The 22,588-nt window shown below is 59.8% G+C and carries 23 protein-coding genes; 8 read left to right on the top strand and 15 right to left on the bottom strand.

Annotated elements, in window-relative coordinates; genetic code table 11:
* Positions 1-44 precede the first annotated feature (44 nt).
* The 9 genes from rpsU to VL598_RS09950 all read right to left on the bottom strand — a co-directional run bounded on the left by rpsU (position 45) and on the right by VL598_RS09950 (position 10,395).
* On the bottom strand, positions 45-257 hold the full coding sequence (gene rpsU / locus VL598_RS09990) for a 30S ribosomal protein S21 (RefSeq protein ID WP_325326553.1): 213 nt from the start codon (positions 255-257) through the stop codon (positions 45-47).
* A gap of 105 nt (positions 258-362) precedes the next feature.
* Positions 363-629 (bottom strand): translation initiation factor IF-1, encoded by a 267-nt coding sequence (gene infA, locus VL598_RS09985; RefSeq protein WP_129961077.1) that lies wholly within the window; start codon positions 627-629, stop codon positions 363-365.
* A gap of 525 nt (positions 630-1,154) precedes the next feature.
* Positions 1,155-1,379: a hypothetical protein gene (locus tag VL598_RS09980; RefSeq protein ID WP_325326552.1), complete on the bottom strand. Its 225-nt coding sequence runs from the start codon at positions 1,377-1,379 to the stop codon at positions 1,155-1,157.
* Between the two features lie 278 nt (positions 1,380-1,657).
* Positions 1,658-1,861 carry a cold-shock protein gene (locus VL598_RS09975; RefSeq protein ID WP_325326551.1) on the bottom strand — a complete coding sequence of 68 codons (204 nt, stop codon included), beginning with the start codon at positions 1,859-1,861 and terminating at the stop codon, positions 1,658-1,660.
* Between the two features lie 190 nt (positions 1,862-2,051).
* A complete protein-coding gene (locus VL598_RS09970) occupies positions 2,052-2,270 on the bottom strand; it encodes a class I SAM-dependent methyltransferase (protein ID WP_325326550.1) in 219 nt (72 codons plus the stop codon).
* A 118-nt stretch (positions 2,271-2,388) separates the two neighbouring features.
* Complete coding sequence (locus VL598_RS09965; protein WP_325326549.1) at positions 2,389-3,708, bottom strand: TolC family outer membrane protein; 1,320 nt, start codon at positions 3,706-3,708, stop codon at positions 2,389-2,391.
* 273 nt (positions 3,709-3,981) lie between these two features.
* Positions 3,982-6,486, bottom strand: a complete 2,505-nt coding sequence (locus VL598_RS09960; protein ID WP_325326548.1) for an Ig-like domain-containing protein — start codon at positions 6,484-6,486, stop codon at positions 3,982-3,984.
* A 299-nt stretch (positions 6,487-6,785) separates the two neighbouring features.
* The gene (locus VL598_RS09955) at positions 6,786-8,210 is read right to left on the bottom strand and encodes an HlyD family type I secretion periplasmic adaptor subunit (RefSeq protein ID WP_325326547.1); all 1,425 of its coding nucleotides are present in this window, start codon (positions 8,208-8,210) and stop codon (positions 6,786-6,788) included.
* Positions 8,194-10,395: a type I secretion system permease/ATPase gene (locus tag VL598_RS09950; protein ID WP_325326546.1), complete on the bottom strand. Its 2,202-nt coding sequence runs from the start codon at positions 10,393-10,395 to the stop codon at positions 8,194-8,196. The genes VL598_RS09955 and VL598_RS09950 overlap by 17 nt, the downstream gene beginning before the upstream one ends.
* A 1,028-nt stretch (positions 10,396-11,423) precedes the next feature.
* On the opposite strand from VL598_RS09950, the gene VL598_RS09945 reads away from it, so the two are divergent.
* Positions 11,424-12,551: a GGDEF domain-containing protein gene (locus VL598_RS09945; protein ID WP_325326545.1), complete on the top strand. Its 1,128-nt coding sequence runs from the start codon at positions 11,424-11,426 to the stop codon at positions 12,549-12,551.
* Between the two features lie 467 nt (positions 12,552-13,018).
* Here VL598_RS09945 and VL598_RS09940 read toward each other — a convergent pair whose 3' ends face one another.
* Positions 13,019-13,666, bottom strand: coding sequence for a DUF1643 domain-containing protein (locus VL598_RS09940; protein WP_325326544.1), 648 nt, complete (start codon positions 13,664-13,666; stop codon positions 13,019-13,021).
* A 198-nt stretch (positions 13,667-13,864) separates the two neighbouring features.
* Here VL598_RS09940 and VL598_RS09935 point away from each other — a divergent pair, with 198 nt between their 5' ends.
* From VL598_RS09935 to VL598_RS09925, 3 genes are all read left to right on the top strand, one after another.
* Positions 13,865-14,287: a hypothetical protein gene (locus VL598_RS09935; protein ID WP_325326543.1), complete on the top strand. Its 423-nt coding sequence runs from the start codon at positions 13,865-13,867 to the stop codon at positions 14,285-14,287.
* Positions 14,288-14,556: 269 nt separating this feature from the next.
* Positions 14,557-14,679 (top strand): hypothetical protein, encoded by a 123-nt coding sequence (locus VL598_RS09930; protein ID WP_325326542.1) that lies wholly within the window; start codon positions 14,557-14,559, stop codon positions 14,677-14,679.
* A gap of 1 nt (position 14,680) precedes the next feature.
* The gene (locus tag VL598_RS09925) at positions 14,681-14,914 is read left to right on the top strand and encodes a hypothetical protein (RefSeq protein WP_325326541.1); all 234 of its coding nucleotides are present in this window, start codon (positions 14,681-14,683) and stop codon (positions 14,912-14,914) included.
* 47 nt (positions 14,915-14,961) lie between these two features.
* Here the strand turns inward: VL598_RS09925 and VL598_RS09920 are convergent, their stop codons facing one another.
* Both VL598_RS09920 and nodI read right to left on the bottom strand, forming a co-directional pair.
* Positions 14,962-15,798, bottom strand: coding sequence for an ABC transporter permease (locus tag VL598_RS09920; protein ID WP_325326540.1), 837 nt, complete (start codon positions 15,796-15,798; stop codon positions 14,962-14,964).
* A gap of 21 nt (positions 15,799-15,819) precedes the next feature.
* Complete coding sequence (nodI, locus tag VL598_RS09915) at positions 15,820-16,731, bottom strand: nodulation factor ABC transporter ATP-binding protein NodI (protein WP_325326539.1); 912 nt, start codon at positions 16,729-16,731, stop codon at positions 15,820-15,822.
* A gap of 327 nt (positions 16,732-17,058) precedes the next feature.
* Between nodI and VL598_RS09910 the strand changes: the two genes are divergently transcribed.
* Complete coding sequence (locus tag VL598_RS09910; RefSeq protein ID WP_325326538.1) at positions 17,059-17,556, top strand: universal stress protein; 498 nt, start codon at positions 17,059-17,061, stop codon at positions 17,554-17,556.
* 34 nt (positions 17,557-17,590) lie between these two features.
* Here VL598_RS09910 and VL598_RS09905 read toward each other — a convergent pair whose 3' ends face one another.
* The 3 genes from VL598_RS09905 to lexA all read right to left on the bottom strand — a co-directional run bounded on the left by VL598_RS09905 (position 17,591) and on the right by lexA (position 19,378).
* The gene (locus VL598_RS09905) at positions 17,591-18,232 is read right to left on the bottom strand and encodes a DUF2939 domain-containing protein (protein WP_325326537.1); all 642 of its coding nucleotides are present in this window, start codon (positions 18,230-18,232) and stop codon (positions 17,591-17,593) included.
* Between the two features lie 142 nt (positions 18,233-18,374).
* Positions 18,375-18,713 (bottom strand): hypothetical protein, encoded by a 339-nt coding sequence (locus tag VL598_RS09900; RefSeq protein WP_325326536.1) that lies wholly within the window; start codon positions 18,711-18,713, stop codon positions 18,375-18,377.
* 17 nt (positions 18,714-18,730) lie between these two features.
* Positions 18,731-19,378, bottom strand: a complete 648-nt coding sequence (gene lexA, locus VL598_RS09895; protein ID WP_325326535.1) for a transcriptional repressor LexA — start codon at positions 19,376-19,378, stop codon at positions 18,731-18,733.
* A gap of 229 nt (positions 19,379-19,607) precedes the next feature.
* Between lexA and VL598_RS09890 the strand changes: the two genes are divergently transcribed.
* The 3 genes from VL598_RS09890 (at position 19,608) to cysW (ending at position 22,585) form a co-directional block, all read left to right on the top strand.
* Positions 19,608-20,654 carry a sulfate ABC transporter substrate-binding protein gene (locus VL598_RS09890; protein ID WP_325326534.1) on the top strand — a complete coding sequence of 349 codons (1,047 nt, stop codon included), beginning with the start codon at positions 19,608-19,610 and terminating at the stop codon, positions 20,652-20,654.
* A gap of 108 nt (positions 20,655-20,762) precedes the next feature.
* Entirely contained in the window at positions 20,763-21,659 is an 897-nt protein-coding gene (cysT, locus tag VL598_RS09885; RefSeq protein WP_325326533.1) for a sulfate ABC transporter permease subunit CysT, read from the top strand.
* Entirely contained in the window at positions 21,656-22,585 is a 930-nt protein-coding gene (gene cysW, locus VL598_RS09880; protein ID WP_325326532.1) for a sulfate ABC transporter permease subunit CysW, read from the top strand. Before cysT ends, cysW begins: the two co-directional genes overlap by 4 nt.
* Positions 22,586-22,588: the final 3 nt, after the last annotated feature.

The following is a 22,588-nucleotide window of genomic DNA, read 5'->3' as shown; positions in this document are numbered from 1 at the left end:
GGCACTAGACGGCCGCTTCAGCATGGCTGCCCGGCAGTTCCCGGTCAGTATCGCTTTTTCGGCGGCAACGACCGTTTGATCTGCTTGCGCAGGCGTGCCACTGCAGCAGCCTTTTTGCGTTTGCGTTCTGCGGTAGGTTTTTCATAGGCTGTCCGGGCACGAAGCTCCGGAATCAAGCCGGTGCGCTCGATCGCGCGACGGAAACGGCGTAATGCAACATCTACGGGCTCGTCGGGTTTCAAAATTACGGTAGTCAATATTTTCCTTGGTTGAGATCCGGCAGCAATGTCGAATGGTGATGTGGATGTGCACGCAGCGTCGTGGCACAGGTAAGGGTCAGCCGACGGTCGCGTATCGCGCCATCAACGACGGCGAAATGCGGCTCTTTGCGTTGCGCCGCCGCTCCGTTCGTCCTTATGTCGAAAATTGATACGTCCTTTCGTCAGGTCGTACACCGAGAGTTCCAGCGTTACCCGATCGCCCGCGAGGATGCGAATGTGATTCTTGCGAATACGACCAGACGCGTACGCCCCCACCACCACGCCATTGTCGAGCGTGACGCGGTAGCGGCTGTCTGGCAGCACTTCGTCAACGATACCGTCGAGTTCCAGCAGTTCTTCTTTGGCCATTCAAGGTTCCTGATCAATTGGCGGGCATGGGCTCGGATGCCGCGTTGAGGGAAGAAGCCGCGAGCGTTGATCGACACGCGCTCGCGCGGTAGTGGGACGCCTGAAATTTGCCGGGCAGCCCTCGCGTCCTGGAAGTCATGGACACCGCCCTATCCGGCCGGCGAATTAAGGTACGCGAGGGGATTGGTCAGACGCGGCGGCGCGCAATACAGGTCCGATGCGAGTCGGGGCGTGCAGTCCAGCGAGCACTGTTATCGTTGGCGTCACTGGACTATCAATCAAAGGAAGATTCGCGACTAACCAACACGCGTCTTTTCGGTGCTGTGCGAAGCGAACTAGTCCTGCATTGTAACCGAAGGCCGCCATCTGCCCAGCCACTATCGGCGGGGCCAGAGGGAAGGGGTGTTGTCAGCCATGCATGCCGACGATCCGCAGTTCGGGATCCCGCGTGACGTTTGGGCACGCTTTGTTGCACCCGGCCTGGTGCCTCAGATGTGTTGGGTGTTTCGAACGGTGGTGTCGTCTTTAACCGCGCGTGTCGACCCAGTTGCGTGCCCAGTGGGTCGAGTGCTGCAACGCCTGCTCTTCACTCTTGAAGTAATCAAGCGAATAGAACCAGTAGCGGCCTTCGGCTCGCGCGCTATCGATGCGTTCGAGCAGCAGGTTGGATGAAAAGCTACCGTCGGGCAAACGATGCGCCGAGGGTTGGACGGCATAGCCGTTGTATTGGTGAATTTGTTTGTTCTGCAACTTAATTTTAATGATATTTGAGTGCGCACGTGCCGTGCGAAAAATGCACGGGTGCGCCGATTCAAAGCCATTCGAGCCGAATTCTGAAGCAGTCGAAAAGCGAAAAATGGCGTTGAAGCCTGAGGGGAGAATGAGGCGCAATGAGGCGTATGGCGCTTGGCAATCTGCTCAATAAACAGATGCCAACCAGGAGCGATCGCGCCATCTAAGGGAGACAAAGCTCCGCGAGGGTGTCGCTGCAACCCGGCATCCGTCGCGGGAGGCCAGGCCCTTCAACTTTACATCGGCTTGATGTTAGCCGCTTGCAGCCCCTTCGGGCCTTGCTTCGTTTCGAAGCTCACCTTCTGATTTTCAGCCAGCGTCTTGAAGCCGTCGCTTCTGATTTCGGAGAAGTGAGCGAACAGGTCGTCGCCGCCCTTGTCCGGGGTGATGAAGCCAAAGCCTTTGCTGTCGTTGAACCACTTAACGGTGCCGGTTTCCAATGAAAAATCCTTGAGGAAAAATACGAAGATTTGCTCTATTAAAGAGTGTGTGAAGCTTCAAGGAGGGAGAGGACAACGAATACCGCTGAGGAGCGAGCAATTGATGAACAGCAATCGAACTTCTTGAACTTCGAACGGCACAGTACCCGTCGGGTGGGCCAGCGTCAATACTAATCTTGTAACTGTTTCACTAGGCGGCCCGGTCTGCAACGATAATTTGTGCTCGCTCTTTGAGCAAAGAAACGTCACCGGGCAACGTCGATCTAGCCGCGTCAAGCTCACCCTGACTCATATCAACGCCAATGAGTCGCAGATCGGGTTGCCCTCGGCCAGCGAGCAGTGTGAGAAGAGGTCCGTTTCCACATGCCATATCGAGGACGGTGATCGGCTTAGGATCGGTCGTAATCAAAGGAGGTCAAGCTGAAGCGGGATCCGCCTCAAGACCGTGCCGACGCCCCCTAGCCGATTTGACGTTGGCCTCCGGAGCGACTCCATCGACGCTCCGCTGCGATGGGGCAGACTGGCCGTTATCTAATCGACGCGGCCTCGGGCGGCAGTGCAATGTGCAGCGCGTCGAGCAACTGTCCCATGCTGGCAAATACCCGATAAGCGCCGGCCAGTTCCGCATACTGGCCGCCAATATGCGCGACGCGTGCACTGTAGTACTCGTCCTCCGCATTGAGTAAATCGAGTAACGAGCGTTGCGCAATGCCGAACTGCAAAAAATACGCTTCGCGCGTTGCGGCACTCGAATCGACATATTGCTTCAGCACGGCAACGCGATCGCGTGACGTGACGTAGGCATTGAATGCGATCGAAGCGTTTTCCTGGACCTCCAAACGCGTACGGTCGAGTACGTCTTCGGCCTCCCAGATCTCGGCATGTGCTTCCCCAATTCGCGCTTTGTCAGCCCCGCCCTGAAAAATGTTGAAGCGAATGCGCAGCATTACGCGGCGATCATTCGTCGGACCGAGCGCGCCGTCCCGGTCGTTGCTGCTGCTGAGTTCAAGATCAAGTCGTGGCCATAATGCTGACTTCGCACCATCGTACTTCGCTTGTGCTTGAGCGACGTCCGCTCGAGCGCCCGCGAGCGAAGGATGGTTGGCCAACGCGGCGTCCACGGCCAGACTCTCGGTTGGTGGCAGCTCGCCCTCCGGTGGCACTGGCCTGGTGAGGGATTCGGGCGGCATGCCCACCAAACGCGCGTAAGCGACCTCGGCATCTTTCAGGCTGCTTTGCTCGGATCGCAAGTCGTCCCTCGCCAGCGCAAGACGACTTTCCGCTTGATACAGGTCGGCCCGGCGTCCGACACCGCCGTCACTACGCAACTTAATCTCGTCGTAGATTTGAAGATGCGATTCGACATTGTCTTCAGCGACGGCCGTCGTCTCCTGGCGGCGCAGCATTTCAAGATAGGCTGCCACCACGCGCAGCGCCATGTCCTCCGCAGTGGCGGCGACTCCATAGGCCGACGAGTCGATGCGCGCACGTTGAAGCGCCACGTCGCTTTTGACAGCGAAACCGTCGAAGAGCATTTGCGACAGCGTCACGTCCGCAGTGCCGTGTTTGAAAGTGGTCCGGTCCAAGCCGAGCAGACGCGTCTCCGGATCGTCGCGCCGCTCTTTGCCAACTGCCGCGTCGACGTCCAACCGCGGCCAGTAGCCGGCCTGCGCCTGCTTCAGGGCCTGGTCGGCCGCTTGCCGGTGATGCGTCGTTGCCAGTACCTCGGGATTGGTCGTTATCGCCAGCTCAACTGCCTCCTGAAGGCTTTGGGCGCCTGCCAAAGGTGAAATGGCAATCGTTGACACCAGCATAAGCGTGGCAAGCAACGGACGATTCTTGTTCATTAGATGTATTCCCCGTAACTACAACGACGGCTTATTTTTTTATTGAATCCCATCCCAAGTGGGGCGGCTTAGTGCGCCTTCGAGAAAGCCACTTGCCCCTCATCAGATACCCCCGTCCGGGTATCTCGGTATCTCCAACCGCCAACTTTCGCGCGCAATGCGCAGACACCAAAAAAGGCCGAAAGACGGCCAAAAACGGCGACCCCGCCAGCGAGAGACTTCAGTACAACGTCGCTGGCGGGGTCTTCAGTTGCTTGTTGTTAGTACTGCTTCTTAGTACTCCTGAACGTGAGGCAGTGATGGCGTGATATAGGTCACGGCTGTGCCACTGCCTTGATCATGGGTGAATTGAAATCCGGCCGCAGACAGCGTGCCTTGCAGCGCAATGTGAACCGAGTGAACACCGTCGCTAACGTTCAGCGTGCCTCCTGTTCCTGCATCATTGGCTGCAAACGTAAGCGTCGTGTGCTCATTGGATAGCACATCTGCAAGATCGAGCGTGTCGCCGGCACTGAACCCGCTAACCACACCGGTAAAGCTGCCAGATTGGTCGAGCTTCAGCGTGCCGGTGGCGCCGTCAGAGAACGTCGTGTTTAGCGTCGACGCAGCACCGAACTCGAGGGTCGCAGCTCCGCTGATGGTTGCGGTTCCGTTGCCGGTGACATCACCCTGGAGCACCACATTTCCGTGATTGGCCCACAGCTGGCCCGCATTGGACAGTGCGCTGTCGATGACCAGGCCGCCGCTGCCATTCGCTTGAAGCGTGCCGGTGTTGACTACGACGTTGCTCCCCGTATCGATCACCAGCGCGTTTGTACCGCTGGCGACGATCGTCCCCTCATTGACGAGCGTCAGTTGGCCGGTTCCGATCTGGCCCGCACCCGCGATGGTGTTGTCGACATTGATGAGTGTCGCGTCGGGCGTACCACCGAATATGACGTTGTGGCTGTCGTCGGACAGGGTAACGCGTCCACCTCCTTCCAACGTCGCGCTCTTCACCAGAATTTCAAGATTGGCTCCATTGCCCGTTGACGCAAGCTCGATCGAACCTGTGTTGCTGATCGTTCCGCCCAAGGGAAGCATTGCGCCATCGCTTACCGTCAAGACGCCCGAGTTCGTCATGACAGGATCTTGGTCAAAAACGAAATTGCCGCCGGTGATGTCAGCGGACCGGACGCCCGTGACGGTGATCGTCTCGCCCGCGCCCAATGAAATCACGGCGTTGCCGTTGGCATCGTCGGCCATGTGCGCTTGAACGTCAGTGAAGCTTGTGATACCCGCGAAGCCCTGGAGATCGATCTTGTCTGTGGCCACGTCGAAATTGCGCACCGTATCGTTTCCGATCGGTTGCGCGAAAACGAAGAGATCGCTGCCCGAGGAACCCGTCAAGTGGTCGTCACCCGACCAGGCGAAGATCGGCGAGTGTGTTGCGTAGGCTTCCACGTTGTCGGCAATCGTGAGGGAAGTGTGGCTGCCGTCTGCATTGGTCCAGTTCTCGGTCACAGTAAGCACTGTAGCGCCAGTAAAGGACGAAGGGGGCGTGACCGCGAGGTTGCTGAGATTATCCGTCGGGACCTGCCACGTGCCGTTGCCAAGATCGGTTCCGGCACTTAACTGCCAGCCGGTCGGGACGCCTGCGATCGTCACCGTTAGGTCAGTCGAATGGCTGGAAGGGGCGGTTAATGCGAGGTTGATCGCTGATCCGCTGGCGCCGGCGGGCGCGGTGTGTGTTGAGATTGTGGTATTGCCTGCAATGTCCCACTCAGTGACGGTCAAGGCGTGGTTGTTGAGGCCCTGCTGTGTTAGCAGCCAATTCGCGCCATTCTGTTGCGTCGCAACGTAGTCGGCCGAAGTTGTGTTGTCGTGGACCTCGACCTTCCAAATATCAGAGGCATCCGTTGAGATAGTCAGCTTTTTCCCGCTGTAACTCCATGACAGATTTGATGGAGGCGTCGAATCGAGCGTGAAGCTGAAGCTGGTGGCGGCCGAGACGTTGCCGGCGAGATCGGTCTGACGCACCTCGATCGTGTTGGCGCCTTCTTGCGCGGTGAAGCTGGAGGTCCAGCTCTTTCCGCCGTCGGTCGAGTATTCGACGGTCGCGCCGGTTTCGACGCCGTTGAGCGCCAGCGTGCCGACATTGGTGACGTGATCGGTGGCGTCGCGGCCCGAGTCGGTTGCCAGCGCGACGCCCGGTGCCGCACCCGCTGTCGTATCGAGCGTAAAGCTCAATGTGGCCGTAGCTGAGATGTTTCCAGAAGCATCGATCTGCCTGACCTCGACGGAGTTCAAACCCTCGGTAGCGCTGAAGCTATTGCTCCAGTTTTCGCCGTTGTCTCTGCTATATTGGACGGTCGCGCCAAGGGCGACCCCGCTTATTGCGAGCGTGCCATCGGCCGTGATGTGATCCGTAGCTGAAAGTCCAGTGTCATGGGCCAGCGTGACGGCGGGGGCCGGTGGCGGGATGTCGATATAGGCGGTCGCCCAACTCAGGGTGCCATTGCCGAGCCGGATCGCGTAGGTGAAGCTGTCTTGCGCATATCCTAGCGTCTCAAAGCTGTTCGAGACCCACGCCGAGTCCAGATGGGTAGCGTCGTAACCTACCTTCCCGTCCGACGTGATCCAGATGTGTGCGCCGTGTGCGCTGTAGTCTGTACTGACGGCTTCCGCTTTAGCGGTGTCCTGAGTCAACAAAGCCGTCTGCTCGAGCGAAGTCGTACCTTCCGTACCAGAATCGAGCGAGTAGAGCGATTTTGCCGCTCCACCGAGATCGTTGGCCATCACGTCAAGGTAGACGACGCCAAGCGCGTTGTCGCCGAGTCCTGTCTCGGAGGCGGTATATAGATCACTGCGGGCTTGCGGCGTGTTGTTGATCGAGACACTTGAAACCGTCGTCATGTTGTCCTCGTTATCGTTAAGTTGTCTTTCGCCAATCGCACGCGGTGACGATGCATCGCCACCGATGCACGAGAAATGTTTACGCGTTCGGTTGATGCTGATTTCACCAGCTTGTTCCTTGTGCCTAGCCTCGACGTATCGGCGACGTCTGTCACAGCGCGCCCACAACCGTTACGTTGCTCTCAACGCTCGCGAAGCGCCGTTTCCTTCGTTTTGATGAGCGGCTTAAGCAAGTAGTGCAATACCGTTCTGCGCCCAGTCCGGATATCGACCGTAGCGATCATCCCGGGCACGATGGCGACGGACTCACTGCGCCCACTGGGCTTGTTCTGTTTGGTCCGAACCAATATGCGGTAGTAACTGTCCGGTTTTTCGCCGGGGCGCTCCGGCACCAGCGTATCCGCGCTGATGTCCTCCACGGTCGCAGGAAAACCGCCATAAATGGAAAAGTCATATGCTGAGAGCTTCACCATGGCATCCTGACCTGGATGCAGGAACGCGATATCCGATGGGCGCACACGCGCTTCGACGAGCAGCGTATCGCCGAGCGGCACGATTTCGAGCAGATCCATGCCGGGCTGAATCACACCGCCGACGGTATTGATCTTGATCTGCTTGACCATGCCCCTTAACGGAGCCCGCACCAGCGTGCGAGTAACACGGTCTTCCAGTGCGACATTGGCCGCGCTCAGCGCGGCGTGGTCCGCGCGCGCTTCATTCAAGTCCTTCATCGCGTCCGCACGAAAGTGCGCGGTCAGTTCGTCGAGCTTCTGGCGAGACTCGCGATACGAGGCCTCGAGGCGCGGCAGTGCGAGCCGCGTAGCATCGAGATCGCCTTTCATGTCGTTGGCCGTTCGTTCGAGCCGGAGCACCTCAACGTCCGAGACCGCGCCCTTTTGCGCAAGCGGGCTCGTCAACGCCAGTTCCTTGGCGACGAGGTTGTAGCTTTCCAGCAATTGGGCCTCACGTGCGCGTTTCTCAGCGAGCTCCTGTTTGCGTTGCTCGGCCTGCTGTTTGAGAACAGCCAAATTGGCCTGCAATTCACGCTGGCGGGACTCGTAGAGCACCCTTTCTTCGTCCAATAGCTTGGGGCTCGTCTGCTCGAATTGCGCTGGCGTGACAAATGGGGTGCCGTTCGCCTCGGCAGTGAGGCGTGCGATTCGGGCGATCAATGCCGAATCCTTGGCTCGCCCCTCCTCATACGAAGAGGTGAAACGCGTATCGTCAATGCGCATGAGCGGCGCGCCTTTTTCAACGACCTGTCCCACTCTCACCATGATTTCCGAGACGATGCCACCCTCGAGGTTCTGCACAACTTGCACTCTGCTGGAGGGAATCACTTTTCCATCTCCAACAGTGACTTCATCGACTTTTGCAAATGCAGCCCAAGTGAAGGCTGCAATGAAAAAAACCAGCGTCGACCACAGGATCCAGTGGGCGAAATAGCGCGGTCCTTCCATAGCCGCCGCGCAGCTTTCGCGCATGAATGCAGTGTCGTCCGTGCGGGGCTTGACGGCCGCGCCGATCCGGCCTGCCAGCTCTTTGATCCGGACGCGACGCCACGCCGACGAGGGCGCGACGCCGCAAGGCTTAGCCGGTTGCGACATGAAGCTTCCTTCCCGCGAGGGCGGCCAGCACCTGGTCTTTGGGACCATCCGCAACGATGCGTCCCTGATCCAGTACGATGAGGCGGTTGACTAAGGTGAGCAGCGATGGACGATGCGTAATCAACAGTAGCGTGCGGCCTTTTAGCTGGGCTGCGAGTCTCGCTTTGAACAGCTCTTCTGAGCGGTTGTCCATCGCGCTGCTTGGCTCGTCGAGCACCAGCACAGGTGGCGAAAGCAGCAACGCGCGTGCAATCGCGATCGCCTGCCGCTGACCACCCGACAACGCTTCACCGCGCTCCCCCACGCGCAGATCGAATCCGTTTGGCAAGCGGTTGATAAAATCGGTCACGCCCGCAACTTCCGAAGCGCGTAGCACGGCAGCATCATCGGCACTCGGCACCCCGAGCACAATGTTCTCCCTCACGCTGCCATTAAACAGCACGACGTCTTGAGGCACGTGTCCGATGCCTCGCCGCAGTGCTGCAGGGTCGAACTGTCGCAACTCGACTCCATCGACCATCACGTTTCCGGAGGTTGGCGGGTACAGGCCCAAAATGAGCTTTTCGATCGTGGTCTTGCCTGAGCCGACGCGTCCGACAATGCCGACCCGCTCTCCTGCAGCGATGCGGAATGAAACGGCATCGAGCGATACCCCGCTCTGGCCAGGGTATGAAAAGCTGACGTCTTTGAATTCGATGTCACCACAAAGTGTCGGCCGATGGACAAAGCGCTTGTCGATGGGGCGCTCAACAGGCAGTTTCATCAACCCATCGATTGAAGCGAGCGCGCTGCGAGATTGGTGGTAGCGGGTGAAGAGCGTCACTACCTGGGCCATCGGCGACAACGCACGCCCCGTGAACATGGTGCAGGCAATCAAGTCGCCCATGGTCAGTTTGTCGTCGGCGATCATATAAACGCCGCATAAGACCACGGCCAGATAGGCGGTCTGCTGCGAAAATATGGCAAAGTTGACGGCGCATCCCGACAGAAAACGCGACCGGAGTCCGAGTCTAGCTATTTGGCCGAGCAACTGCTCCCATTTTGCTTGAAGCGGTCCCTCGGCCCCAGTCACCTTGATTGTCTCGAGGCCTATGAGCGTTTCGATCAGAAGCGCTTGCCGCTGGGACGTGTGGCGCTGTGTAGCGTGGACGGTTCTTGCAAGCGGTGCTTGCAGCGCAATGCCCACGCCAATCACGAGAGGCAATGCCATTAACGGCAGCCATCCGAGTGCGCCGCCGATCCAGAACATCGCGACAATGAACACGAGCGAAAAGGGTAGGTCGATGACGGCAGCCGCGGTGGCCGAAGTTAAAAATTCCCTTACCGCTTCGAATTCCTGCATTTGCGAAGCCAACCCGCCGACGGAGGCGGGCCGTGCGGTCATTTGAATGCCAAGCACTTTCTCGAACAAATTGGCCGAAAGAATTACATCGATTTTTTTGCCAGCCACGTCGATGAAGTAGCCTCGCAGTGTACGCATCAGCAAATCGAAGACAATTACCAGCATCATGCCGCCCGCCAGCGCCCACAACGTTTCAAGCGTGCGGTTCGGCACCACCCGGTCGTAGACGTTCATCGTAAAAAGCGGCATGGCCAACGCGAACAGGTTCACCAGCATTGAGGCAAGCATGACCTCGCCGTAAATCGGCCAAGACTGCACCACCACGCCCCAGAACCAGTTATGAGGGCGAGGCACGACGCTTTCCGTCTCGGGCTGGCCGAATCGGTGAGTGGGGCGGGCGAACAACACATAACCTGAATAGCGCTGCTCCAAGTCCTCGGTACTGAGTTCTGTTTCTCCGGCCCCTGTTTCGGGCAAGATGACTTGTGCGCTGCCGCCGGTCGTCCTGCGCACCAGCACGCAAGCCTGCCTGTCGTTGAGCAACAGGACCGCGGGCAGGACCAGGTCGGCGATGCTTTCGAGTGGACGCTTTCCTAGCCGTGTAGAAATGCCGATACGAGCTGCCGCTCGAATGAATAGCTCTGGTGTCAATCGATGATCGACCAGCGGCAGACCGGCGATCAGGCTGTCAGCGCCCACTGGCCGGTTGAACAGTCGGGTCAATATGAGCAGGCAGCCTAATAGCGAATCGTCTTCGATACTGGATTTCGGCGGAAGATCCCAAGCTCGAGTGGCATCCTGTCCCGCTTGTTCGGTTGGGGCTTCTGTTGCGGGGGGATGCATCTAGAGGACGCCAGCAGGCTGATGGTCAGACTGGCGCGGCGGCGCAACAGGCTTTGAAGTCCTCGCTGTGAAGCGCTCGCTTTTGTACATGGTGGCCCCGTCGATGATCGTTTTACGGTCTTTTTCGTGCGGCTGCTTTTATTCGGCGATACAAAGCAAGCGGTGGGCCATGTGCGGTGAGGCGGGGTCTGCGTGCGGAGGGAAACAGATGATGGGGCAAAAGCAGCCACATTTTTCTCAAAGATGAGACAGTGTCGCCCTGCAAAGCAGGCGATGGTTTGCAAGCGACGCTCCTCGAGCACCCCGGGCGAGCCCGGCAAGTAACGTCTCTAAACGAACCAGCTATGGCGTCCCGCCGCAAGAAAGGGGTGCGGCAGCGACGTTACGCTTTGGAAACACTCGACTGACAACGCCGGGCTTTTTCTTCAATGGCGCGCCCGGCCACGATGTAAAGCGGCGCCTGCATTTTTAGTGAGCATGATGAGTGCGTTGAATTCGGTCGCAGATGCAGGCCGTGGCTTTCGCACGGCGGTGCCTGTATGGGCGTCGTCGTGCAAACTGAGGTGCAGACGCTGCGGCCTAAGACGCCGGGCACTCATCGACCATCACGTAACGCCTAAGCCGAACACCGGCGGCCACAGAGCAATTGTCAAATCTGGTGTACGCGGTGAGCAGGTTCATCAGGCGGCGAGCGGTTGCTGAACCGGTGTGCTGTCGATCACCGGAATGCCATTTCTGAAAGGAGTCCCACTGGAACGACCCTAAAGTTTGTGGCCTTACCGTCGATAACTAACGTTAACCGAGGGTAGCCGAGGGTAGTTCCCGGGCACCATCATAGACGATGAACAGTCTGCCACCATCTCGTTGACCAAACGAACTATCGCTAAACTCCACTTCCGGTCAGCCTTGACTGAAGCTGCTTTCTATAATTCGGTCACTGGTATGTTCCTCAAGACCATATGCCTGCATTTGATCTACGCACCGTTCTCATGATGTCGGCTGTCATGCCCGGATTGATGGCGCTTGTCATGTTTTCGTTGGGAAGAAATTTTCCCAGCAACATTCGCGGGGTCGGCAATTGGGCAATTGGCGCATTGATTGTCTCAGTTGCTGCCATCCTCCTTGCGCTGCGCGGCAGTATTCCAGATTGGCTCTCGGTCATCGGGGGAAACTTTTGCATGATCGGTAGCATGGGCCTCTGGCTGATAGGCAGCCAGCGCTTCTTCGGCTGCTCCCCGTCATGGCGCTTCGTAATCCTGATGCTCGCAATAGATGTAATCGGCCTCTGCTGGATGACGTGGATTCATCCATCCGTCGCAGGGCGTGCGCTGTGCACCAACATGATTCTTGCGCTGATTTACGGCCGTCAGACCTTTGTGATATTGCGCTATGGTCGCCACGATGACAGCGCGATGTTCGTGGGCACGATGTTCCTGATTCAAACTGTCATTACGGTCCTCCGAATTGTTACTTCGTTCGGTTCAGGATCGTTAAAAGGCGGGCTGTTGTCTGGTGACCTCGTTCAGGCTATATATTTGGGCGCCGGCGCGTTCATGTCGCTGACCTCGACAGTCGGCTTTACGCTCGTTGCGATGAACCGGCTGCGTGTGCAGCTCGAGCATCAGTCGCTCGTAGATCCATTGACGGGACTGTTGAATCGCCGCGCGTTCCTGGGCGCTCATCTAAAAGCGCGAGAAACGATGATGCGCGCGGGCGGCCACCTCTCGCTTCTTTTAATAGATCTCGACCACTTCAAAACGGTGAACGACAGCCACGGCCATATGAAAGGAGACGAAATTCTCGTCGACTTTTCAAAGCGTGCCGTGGCGATGCTGCCTCGGAACGCCCATTTAGCGCGCTGGGGTGGCGAAGAGTTCGCTGCGCTCATGCCCGGCTCAAGCCGGGAGGCCTTGCTCGAGCTAGCTGAGGCCTTGCGATCGCAAATCGCGGTCAACAAAAATCCCTCACTGCCGACCTATACCTGCAGTATTGGTATCGCATGCATGGACAGCCGGGATGCTACGATCGAGCGTTTGGTGAAGGACGCGGACGAAGCGCTGTACCGCGCCAAGCGCAACGGAAGAGACTGCGTCGAATTCACTAAGGGAGCATGTCAAATTGACTCATCCCTCGCCGAAGCCTTCGCCAACAAATGAGGCGCAGGGTAGCTTGAAGTGCCCTTCATGATGTCCGCCTCGTGCGGTTCAAGCCGCGTGCGAAGAGGGCGGAGGGCGTACCGTCCGACTGCTCGATTTCGATACATGCCGTTTAACCCTGAGGACTCGATCGGGGAGTCGGTTGCGCGGTATGAACTGACCTGCTGCCCGGCCGCGCCGCCCAACAGGCGGTGATTGAGGTCGAGGAACGGCTATCCCGGGAGCAAACCGATTTCGTGGATGCCGATTTCGCGGACTAGTTCGGGATCCCACGCCGAACTGATGCTGTCGGTCGCATGACGCATCGCTGATCTGTGCACATCTGACCGAGATGAGGCTGAAATAATCCGTTGAAAGACGGACAGTGCGGCCGGACGAATTTCGCAACGGGTGCCGGGATTGCCGGCGCGTTATTCAATCCGTAAGACCCATGCACGCTCTACGGCCAAGCAGGTGCCGGCGAAGCGTCACGCTGAAACCGACCTTCGGGCCGCGGGGCCGTTTTGGGTTGCAATGTACTGCATCGGATCATCCCCAACCTGAAACAGTCGACAAAGCATTGCCTGTGTCGTCGTGCACTCATCGTCCATGACGTAACGTCTAGGCTGCTCGCCGGCGGCCACATAGAGCGGGTGCTTGGGGCTGCCATTTCTGTTGATCCCCAGACAGTACAGCCTCTCTCTGATGCCCGCCGACTGAAGTAGGCGCATCACGTCAGGGGCGCGTGCCGCCGCGGCCGGGTGCGCACCCCACCCGCAAATAATCATCAACGCCCCTTCGACGGTTTCCATGATCGCGTCGTCTGCGCTCATCTCACCGGCGTTCCTGCCAAGCGGGTCGGGACGCGTCAGCAGCGCATCCGGATGGGTTGCGCGCAGAGGGAATAGGTTGGTGACCTCAAGGCGCCCAAAGCCGCCAGCCACGGCTCGCGACATGCAGCGCGCAATAGTGGGGTCGTCCGTGAGGTGATTGGCCGTCGACGGGTTCAGCATCATGAAGGCGATCGTCGGGCGGCGCTTGTCCCAGTCGCGCCAGAGTCGATAGCGATAAGCGCCGCAATCGCTGAGAATGCAGCCCCGCTCGACGCCCGCCGCGTAGTCCGTGAGGTACTGCATTCGACCTCCAAGCGTTCCTGTAGACATATCGCGGCCGGGTCGTCGCATCTTCTTCTCATTTGGCCGTGACGGATAGTCGATTGACTTCACCTAGGAGGACGGTTCGGGCACGTCCGGTGGTAGCATGCTCACATAACGCATGCGCGAGGACAGCGCGCCGAGCGCGAATACAACATCTGCAATTGGAACATCGAAAGCATGAGCAAGCCCCAGACCGACCCTAAACTCGAGCAAGCACTGACGCGTGGCGATCTCGCCATCCGACAGGCAAATTCGGCCCGCGCCACCGCGCTGTTGCGCGCGCTTGCGAAAATGGTCGTCGACGCCTGTGCAACCATCGGTGTCGAAGCGTTCACATTGATTCCCGATGGGGATCGCATCTATGACGCCGCCAACGGCCTATGGCCCCAGGCGCTGTTGGTCTCCCTCGATGGGCCCGTGGAGTCGGCGGACCCTGACGAGCTGCGCAAGGTTTGGCTGCTCGCGGACACCTCCGAAGTGGCTTTTCGCGTCGAATGGCAAAGAGCCGACGGCAAGGTCGGCCGGCATGACGCGCGTCCGTTTGCGATGGTCGCTTTCATTACCGATGTCGAGATCCCCTGGAGCGACGACGAGGAATAAACAGCGGTTGGTCGCTCGGCGCGGAAGGCGTCGGGCGGCTTCACATCTTCGATAAGCGCTGCCTGCCGGGTAGCCGCACACCCCATCTAGCAACCAGACTGCATTAAACCGGGCTACGGTCACACTCGCTTCCCGGATGCATGAAGTATCCCAACGTATGTGCCCGCTATGCCCATGGAGGACTGCGGCGACCGTTCGTAGCATGGTGCTCTTTGGGGCCTCAGGCTATTTTGACTCCATCGAAAAATTGTTTTCGAGCGAGAGCCAAAATGAGTACGAACGCAAAAGATTTGCTTGAGCTGCGCCGCGATGATCCGTTGTCGACGGAGTTGCGCAAGATTGCCGCAAACATCATTGCCGTCGGCGTTGGTGACCAACGCAAGGGATGTTGACATGAGTGCGCGGTGGAGCTCCAGGTCGTTGGAAGTGCGGGTGTTGGATCGCTGCGATGAATGCGGCGAGTTGAAGGAGGGCGTCAGCAAGCGCGTCAGCTATTGGCCGAATATTTCCGCTGTCTGCTGTGCACCGTGCTTCGCCGACATGACCGGTGAACACGGCGGATATGGCGAATACGGCGAATATGGCGCATCTGCCCTCCAACAGGTATCCGATGGCGAGGCCGATTGAAGGTCAATCGCGCTGGGCGGCCCGCCTATCCGGGGCGTGAACTGAATCTAGCGCATCATTCGCCGCCGAAAAAGCGCGGCGCAAACGAAGAAGGGGACGACCGCATACGCCCCCAGCACAGCGAGGTGTAGCGGCGCATCGGCGATCGGGCGATCGAGCATCGCCGGTCGAATCAGCTCGACAGCGTGCGTGAGCGGCAGCATCAGGGCCGCTTGCCGCACAGGTTCCGGCAGTTTGGCCAAAGGGAAAAACACGCCGGAGAGCAGCAGCATCGGCGTGATGACGAGCGTTTGATAGAACATGAAAAAGTCGTAGGACGGCGCAAGCGCAGTGACGACCATCGCGAGGCTGGCAAATGCCACGCCGGCCAGCGCAATGACAGGCAGCACAAAGAGCGTCGACGGGTAGTGTGCATAGCCCAAGGCCCCGGCGACCAGCACGATGGCAAAGCCCGATAGCACCGCCTTGCTGCCGGCCCAAACAATTTCCCCAACGACAATGTCGCCGAGCGTGAGGGGCGTATGCATGATGGCTTCCCAGGTCCGCTGGACATGCATTCGAGAGAATCCGGAATACATCGCTTCGAAGCTTGCCGACATCATCACGCTCGAGGCCACGGTGCCCGCGGCAAGAAACGCGATATACGACACCCCGTCCACCTGGCCGACCATGATTCCCAATCCAAAGCCGAGGCCGAAGAGGTAGATCATCGGGTCGGCGAGATTGCCGAACATCGATGCAATAGCGAGCTTGCGCCACACAAGATAGTTGCGGCGCCAGACCGAAATCCAATTCGTTGCGTTGGCCGGTAACGCAAACCGCAAGCGTTGTGTGCGTCGCGCGTCTGAGCGTTCAGCCGTCGTGCGGTAGGGATGCGTGTCCATGGATAGCTTTGCCTTGCTTTCTCAATCCTGCATTTCACGGCCGGTAAGCCGCAAGAACACATCTTCGAGATTGGCGGGCCGGTGCAGGTAGCGCAGACCAGGCCGGCCTTCGAGCCGCGCGTTGATCGGGCCCGCATCGTTGACATAGCAAAAGAGCGTCTCACCGCTGATTTCTGTGCGCGCAGCGAGCGGCGTCAGCTCGTCGCGCAGCGCGGCTGGGCTGGCCCCATAAACTTCGATGACCTCACAGCCGATCTCGCTTTCAATGAGCTCGTCCGGCGCACCTTCCGCGATCTTACGGCCCTCGTCGATGATGCAAAGGCGGTCGCACAGCCGCTCTGCTTCTTCCATGAAGTGCGTCGTCAACAAAAGCGTTTTGCCCCGTGCGAGCAGCGAGCGCAACCGCTCCCAAATGAGGTGCCGTGCTTGCGGATCGAGGCCCGTCGTGGGTTCGTCCATGATCAGCACGTCCGGGTCGTTGATCAGCGAGCGTGCGAGCGTCAGACGTCGTTTCATACCGCCAGACAACTCGCTTACGCGCGCGTCGGCTTTGTGTTCCAAGCGCGCGAATTCCAGCAGTCCGGGCACCATGGCCCGAGCCTTGCTTGTAGATAAACCGAAGTAGCGCCCGAAGACGAGAAGGTTCTCGCTGACAGTAAAGTCCGGGTCAAGGTTGTCGAACTGTGGGACGACGCCGGTACGCTGCCGAGCGAGACGCGCATGTGCGGGAATCGCTTTGCCGCACAACGCGATCGTGCCGGCGTCCGGCTCGGCGATGCCAAGCAGCATCTTGAGCGTGGTGGTCTTGCCGGCACCGTTGGGTCCCAGCAGGCCGAAGCATTCGCCCGTGCGCACATGGAACGTCAAGCGATCGACGACAGTCCTTTCGCCGTAGCGCTTTTCAACTTCGCAAAATTCAATGGTATTTGACATTGATCCACTCACGTTTCGCACGAAATCGATGCCGTCGGCGCCCCATTCTATGGCATTGAACGCTAGCCTTGCCGAGCGTGCGAACAGTGCAAGGCTCAAGTAAGGCGGATAGGTGTAAGGCGGAAAGGCCTGAAAAGGAAGGATGCAAGCGTGGCACCGCATCTTCGGCCTCGGTGTCGCTATGGGGGACGTATGGGGGACGGATGGATTTGCCGCACTTGACGTGCCAGTGTGGGCGACTACGCGTTTTCCATGCCTTGCAACTCCGGTTGCAGCGCACGATGATTCAACCAAACCTCTGCGGTTTGCGCGGAAAGCGAGGCTACCATGGCTACCTACAACAAGATCCTGCTCTGTTACGACGGTACGCGAGAGGGTCGCAAGGCGTTGCGCTGCGGCGCCGACCTCGCGCTCGACCTGAATGCCGAGACGCACCTGTTATCCGTCGTCGATATGCGTACGAGCATTGCTCAAAGCGCAGGTCTGCTGACTGATGTCGCATGCGGGCGCTTCGAGGATGCCGCGCGCGAAATTCTCCAGGAGGGCGTCGATTGGCTGACTGAACGTGGCGTGACAGCTCATGGCCATTTCGCGTTCGGTCATCCGATCGATGAAATAACCAATCTCGCCGATGAATTGAAGGTCGACCTCGTGGTAGTTGGTCACCGTGCCCGCAGTGGGCTGTCGCGTTGGTGGATGGGCTCGGGCAACACGCAACTGCTTGACCGCGTCTCTTGCAGCATCCTCGTGACCATCTGTCCCGCTCACGAAGTCGAGCCTGCGAGTGTTCCGCGGCCAACGGCGAAGGCCAGCAGCGAAACCTAGAAGCGGAGCCGGGCGGGTATGTGCGTGTGTGCGTTTACTCGTTGAGGTCGACGGCAACAAGCTTCCACGAGAACCATCCGGCGCGATGCAATATCACGCTGTAAGGCGCGCTCTCGGCGTCGTGCCGGTAAGTGACAACGAACTCATCAATGCCTCGATAGTGGGCTGCGATTTTGGCCGGTGCAGGCTTGGCCGGTGGCGCCTCAGCGGACGGGCTCGGCGCCGGCGACGCAGCTTGCGGACCGGCCCCGTTGCTTGGCGCTGGTGCGGGCGCCATGTGCAGCACGTCACCGGGCTTACCGCTTGGCGGTATGCCGTTAAGCAGCGCAATGACGCCATCAGGGGTCGCATATTGATCGACGAGTGGCCCGATCAGCGCCATCCCGACAAGTGCGCCCAACGCCGCGAATGGGTTCTCACTCTTTTGGGCCTCTACGCGTCGCGAGAGCAATTCAGTCAGTTCCTGCTTAAGACTCGTGCGCAGCGCCGGGTAATCGACGTACGCATTGACCGTTTCGGCGTCGCGTGCATCGACTGCCCGCTTCAAGTGGTTGAGCGCGAGGTAGGGCGTGGCGTAGCCATATCCAACGACGGCAAATGCAACGAGCATCGCGACCACGAGCACGATAATCGTGAGCGGCTTGTGGCGTGACGGATTGGGCTTGTCATAGGTCATCACTGGGCGTTCTCCACAGATTCACCAGATGTGAAACTCCAATGGACCGGGCGCACGGCAAAACGATCCCTGCCGATGAGGGTGCCGGCTCGCCAAATATCCGCCAGCAACCGTCACTGCAATGCTCCGGCAGCTCGATATCTCAGCCCAGCGTGGCGGCACGCTGGCCAGCACGCTCCTCGTCGATGCAGCGATCGATCATCCGGCAGACCGCGTCGATGGTGCCGACCAGGATGACGCGCGATGCGCCATGGTAGACGCGCACTGGAGCGCGCCGTGCCGGTTCGGCGTGCAAGGCGCTGTTGAGCGAGACGCGGGCGAATGCGGGCATGGCCGACGGTTGCATTGTGTCGGCACCCGTGGCCTCTCGCTCGGCATCGGCCGGCGGCAACGCATCGAGCGGCGGGCAGGGCACCAAAGCGCGCAGGTGGCGTAGGCGGCCAAAGCGGCGAACTGGCATGAGGCGAACAAGGCGATTCATGGCGTCTCCCAGAGCGTTCAAAATTCCGTTGAGCGGATGAGGCCGACAGCGATGCCTTCGAGCGCGAATTCCGTGCTCCCGGCCTGGACAAAGATGTTTTCGTATTCGGGGTTTTCCGCGACGAGCTCGATGCCGTCGGTCCGGCGCTTCAAGCGTTTGACCGTGACATCGTCGCCGAGGCGGGCCACGATGATTTGGCCGTCTTTCGCTTCACTGCGCTTTTGCACGGCCAGCAGGTCGCCATCAAGGATGCCGGCGTCGCGCATCGAAAGGCCGCGTACTTTCAGCAGGTAGTCGGGCTTGCTCGAGAACAGCGCCGGATCACAGGCGTAATGCTGGGAGATGTGCTCCTGCGCAAGGATTGGACTGCCGGCGGCAACGCGACCGACGAGCGGCAAAGACAGTTGCATCAGCGCGGCATGCGGCAGCGACAATTGATGAGGCGCATTGCCCGGTGCAAGCAGCCGGATGCCGCGCGAGGCGCCGGCTGCCAGCTCAATGACGCCCTTGCGCGCCAGCGCGCGAAGGTGCTCTTCGGCCGAATTGGCTGAGCTGAAGCCGAGTGCTGTGGCGATCTCGGCGCGTGTCGGCGGGAAGCCGCTTTGTTCGATCGACTGGCGGATCAGGTCGAATACCTGTTGCTGCCGTGCGGTAAGTTTGATCATGGCGCCACTGTATGGATAGACAGGTGGCTGTATTTTTATACAGTATCGTGCCGTTTTCAAGCCTATCTTTTGACCCCGCCCTCTAGCGCTGGCTGACGACTTCCTTTAGCAGAATTTGGAATAAAAAAATTAGAATTCATTCGTTGGGATAATAAAGGGCGGGGAATAGACTACCCCGACGGTGAAAAATTCAGTGAGTTCAGTGAGATATGGCAAGGGGAACCCAGCGATGAAGCAGCGCGGAAGGGAATGGTCGGCCACGCGGCGGCGCTTGCTGGCCGGCATGGCGTGGGGCGCGGCGGGGGCGGCGCTTGGCTTGGGCGTGCAAGCGCCGGCGCAGGCGAGCACGACGCTGCTGAACGTGTCGTACGACCCGACCCGCGAGCTTTATCAGAGTATCAACAAGGCGTTTGCTGCCCAATGGCAGGCGAGCACGGGCGAAGCGGTCTCGATTCGACAGTCGCATGGCGGCTCGGGCGCACAGGCGCGCTCCGTGCTCGACGGCCTTCCGGCCGATGTCGTGACGCTTGGGCTCGCTTATGACATCGACGCGCTGGCCAATCGCGGCCTCATTGCACGCGATTGGCAAAAACGATTGCCCGACAACGCGTCGCCGTACACCTCGACGATCGTTTTCCTTGTGCGCCACGGCAACCCGAAGCACCTCAAGGATTGGGATGATCTCGCAAAGCCGGGCGTGTCGATCGTCACGCCCAATCCAAAGACCTCGGGCGGCGCGCGCTGGAACTATCTCGCCGCGTGGGCGTATGCGCTTCATCGTCCGGGCGGCGACGAGCAGAAGGCGAAAGCCTTTGTCGCGCAGCTCTACCGCAACGCCGGCGTGCTCGATTCGGGTGCCCGCGGGGCGACGACGAGCTTCGTGCAGCGTGGCCTCGGCGACGTGCTGATTGCCTGGGAGAACGAGGCGTTTCTTGCGCAAAAGGAGTTCGGCGCGGACAAGTTCGAGATCGTCGTGCCCTCGGCAAGCATTCTCGCGGAGCCTCCTGTGGCGGTGGTCGATCAAGTGGTCGACAGGCGCGGCACGCGCAAGGCGGCGCAAGCCTACCTCCAGTTCCTTTACACCGACGAAGGTCAGCGTATCGCCGCGGAGCATTTTTACCGTCCCCGCGCAACGAATCTGCCGGCCGAGCTGACTGCGCGATTCCCCAAGCTGAAGCTTTATACGGTCGACGACACCTTTGGCGGGTGGGCCAATGCTCAAAAGGCGCACTTCGCCGACGGCGGAACGTTCGACGCAATTTACCAGCCGCACTAGCGGCCGGGCGTACGCGTGCCGGTGCCCCGGTGATGCGAGAGCCGCACGATGTGCGCCTCGCTTTCACAGTCGGGCTGGCGGTATACGCCGCATCATGAGCAAAATGGCATGACGACGTTTTCATTTCGCAAGCCTGGCGTGCTGCCGGGGTTTGGATTGACGCTCGGCATCACGGTGACCTATCTCAGTCTCGTGGTGCTGATTCCGCTTTGCGCCGCGTTTTTCAAAGCCGCGACCCTCGATTGGGCGCAGTTCTTGGCCGCCGTCGCCTCGCCGCGTGTGCTGGCATCGTACCGGCTTACCTTGGGCGCCGCGGCGATCGCGGCGTTCATCAACGGTGTGTTCGGTCTCCTGGTTGCGTGGGTGCTGGTCCGATATCCGTTTCCGGGCAAGCGCCTCGTGGATGCCATCGTCGATTTGCCGTTCGCGCTACCCACGGCCGTTGCCGGTATTTCGCTCGCGGCCGTCTACGCTGAGAACGGCTGGATCGGACAGTGGCTTGCGCCGCTTGGCCTCAAAGTCGCGTTCACGCCGCTCGGCGTACTCGTCGCGCTGACGTTCATCGGCCTGCCGTTCGTCGTGCGCACTGTCGAGCCCGTGCTGGAGGATTTCGAGCGCGCGCAGGAGGAGGCTGCGGCCTGCCTCGGGGCATCGCGCTGGCAGACGTTCTCACGTGTCGTGCTGCCCGCCCTTGCGCCGGCGCTCTCGACGGGCGTTGCGCTGGCGTTTGCGAGAGCACTGGGCGAATACGGCTCGGTCATTTTCATCGCCGGCAACATTCCCATGAAGTCGGAAGTGACCTCTTTGTTGATCATCACGAAGCTCGAACAGTACGACTATGCCGGAGCCACCGCGCTCGCCGTTGTCATGCTTGTCGCGTCGTTTGCCATGCTCTTCGCCATCAACGCCGTGCAATGGCATTGGCAGCGCCGTACGATCGGCCGGCGGCGCGTGCGTACGCGCGGCAGCAAACCGTCCGCGGGCACACAGGGAGCGCCTTCATGAACCGGCTCGCCATGCCCGCTGAAACGAAATGCGCCCCCATCGATGGGGGGCAAGGCGTTTCATACAAGACGACGGCACGTGCGTCGCGTCACCATCGCCGTGAGGGCGCGGGGGTGACGCGATGGGTGATGACCGGCATAGCGCTGACCTTTCTAGCGCTTTTTCTCTTGGTGCCGCTCGTTGCGGTTTTCAGTCAGGCGTTCAGCAAGGGCGCCGGGTTTTACTTCGAGGCGCTTGCCGATGCGGACGCACGCGCCGCGATTGCGCTCACGCTCACGGTGGCGGTGATTGCGGTGCCGCTCAATATCGCCTTTGGCCTTGCCGCGTCGTGGGCCATCGCCAAGTTCGAGTTTCCGGGGCGCGCGCTGCTGACAACGCTGATTGACCTGCCGTTTTCTGTCTCGCCCGTCATTGCCGGCGTGGTTTACGTGCTGCTCTTTGGTACTCAGGGCTGGTTGGGCCCGTGGCTAGAGGCGCACAACCTGCAGATTGTTTTCGCCGTGCCCGGCATCGTGCTGGTGACGATTTTCGTGACTTTTCCGTTCGTCGCGCGCGAGTTGATTCCGCTCATGCAGGCGCAAGGCAAGGAAGAGGAGGAAGCGGCGCGCGTGCTTGGAGCCTCGGGCTGGCAGATCTGGCGGCGTGTCACGCTGCCGAACGTCAAATGGGGGCTTCTCTATGGCGTCATTCTTTGTAACGCGCGCGCAATGGGCGAATTCGGTGCCGTCTCCGTCGTATCGGGGCATATCCGCGGTATGACCAACACCATGCCGCTGCATGTCGAGGTCCTGTACAACGATTACAACGCGGCGGCCGCGTTTGCCGTCGCTTCGCTGCTCGCACTGCTCGCGCTTGCGACGCTCGCCGTGAAGCTTTTTGCCGAGCGCCGGCTCAAGTCGGACGGCGCCGGTCGGACACATCGATGAGGA

It is taken from the genome of Trinickia sp. (assembly GCF_035492435.1).
Taxonomy (GTDB): domain Bacteria; phylum Pseudomonadota; class Gammaproteobacteria; order Burkholderiales; family Burkholderiaceae; genus Trinickia.
Note: the sequence above shows the minus strand (reverse complement) of the source record. Positions and strands in the feature narration are given on the sequence as shown.

What these genes read in the sequence shown, in the direction of transcription:
- infA (WP_129961077.1), bottom strand. Translation starts at nt 629, where the DNA reads ATGGCCAAAGAAGAACTGCTGGAACTCGACGGTATCGTTGACGAAGTG.
- VL598_RS09965 (WP_325326549.1), bottom strand. Translation starts at nt 3,708, where the DNA reads ATGAACAAGAATCGTCCGTTGCTTGCCACGCTTATGCTGGTGTCAACG.
- VL598_RS09960 (WP_325326548.1), bottom strand. Translation starts at nt 6,486, where the DNA reads ATGGCCAACGATCTCGGTGGAGCGGCAAAATCGCTCTACTCGCTCGAT.
- VL598_RS09955 (WP_325326547.1), bottom strand. Translation starts at nt 8,210, where the DNA reads ATGTCGCAACCGGCTAAGCCTTGCGGCGTCGCGCCCTCGTCGGCGTGG.
- VL598_RS09950 (WP_325326546.1), bottom strand. Translation starts at nt 10,395, where the DNA reads ATGCATCCCCCCGCAACAGAAGCCCCAACCGAACAAGCGGGACAGGAT.
- VL598_RS09945 (WP_325326545.1), top strand. Translation starts at nt 11,424, where the DNA reads ATGTTTTCGTTGGGAAGAAATTTTCCCAGCAACATTCGCGGGGTCGGC.
- VL598_RS09940 (WP_325326544.1), bottom strand. Translation starts at nt 13,666, where the DNA reads ATGCAGTACCTCACGGACTACGCGGCGGGCGTCGAGCGGGGCTGCATT.
- VL598_RS09935 (WP_325326543.1), top strand. Translation starts at nt 13,865, where the DNA reads ATGAGCAAGCCCCAGACCGACCCTAAACTCGAGCAAGCACTGACGCGT.
- VL598_RS09930 (WP_325326542.1), top strand. Translation starts at nt 14,557, where the DNA reads ATGAGTACGAACGCAAAAGATTTGCTTGAGCTGCGCCGCGATGATCCG.
- VL598_RS09925 (WP_325326541.1), top strand. Translation starts at nt 14,681, where the DNA reads ATGAGTGCGCGGTGGAGCTCCAGGTCGTTGGAAGTGCGGGTGTTGGAT.
- VL598_RS09920 (WP_325326540.1), bottom strand. Translation starts at nt 15,798, where the DNA reads ATGGACACGCATCCCTACCGCACGACGGCTGAACGCTCAGACGCGCGA.
- nodI (WP_325326539.1), bottom strand. Translation starts at nt 16,731, where the DNA reads ATGTCAAATACCATTGAATTTTGCGAAGTTGAAAAGCGCTACGGCGAA.
- VL598_RS09910 (WP_325326538.1), top strand. Translation starts at nt 17,059, where the DNA reads ATGGCTACCTACAACAAGATCCTGCTCTGTTACGACGGTACGCGAGAG.
- VL598_RS09905 (WP_325326537.1), bottom strand. Translation starts at nt 18,232, where the DNA reads ATGACCTATGACAAGCCCAATCCGTCACGCCACAAGCCGCTCACGATT.
- VL598_RS09900 (WP_325326536.1), bottom strand. Translation starts at nt 18,713, where the DNA reads ATGAATCGCCTTGTTCGCCTCATGCCAGTTCGCCGCTTTGGCCGCCTA.
- lexA (WP_325326535.1), bottom strand. Translation starts at nt 19,378, where the DNA reads ATGATCAAACTTACCGCACGGCAGCAACAGGTATTCGACCTGATCCGC.
- VL598_RS09890 (WP_325326534.1), top strand. Translation starts at nt 19,608, where the DNA reads ATGAAGCAGCGCGGAAGGGAATGGTCGGCCACGCGGCGGCGCTTGCTG.
- cysT (WP_325326533.1), top strand. Translation starts at nt 20,763, where the DNA reads ATGACGACGTTTTCATTTCGCAAGCCTGGCGTGCTGCCGGGGTTTGGA.
- cysW (WP_325326532.1), top strand. Translation starts at nt 21,656, where the DNA reads ATGAACCGGCTCGCCATGCCCGCTGAAACGAAATGCGCCCCCATCGAT.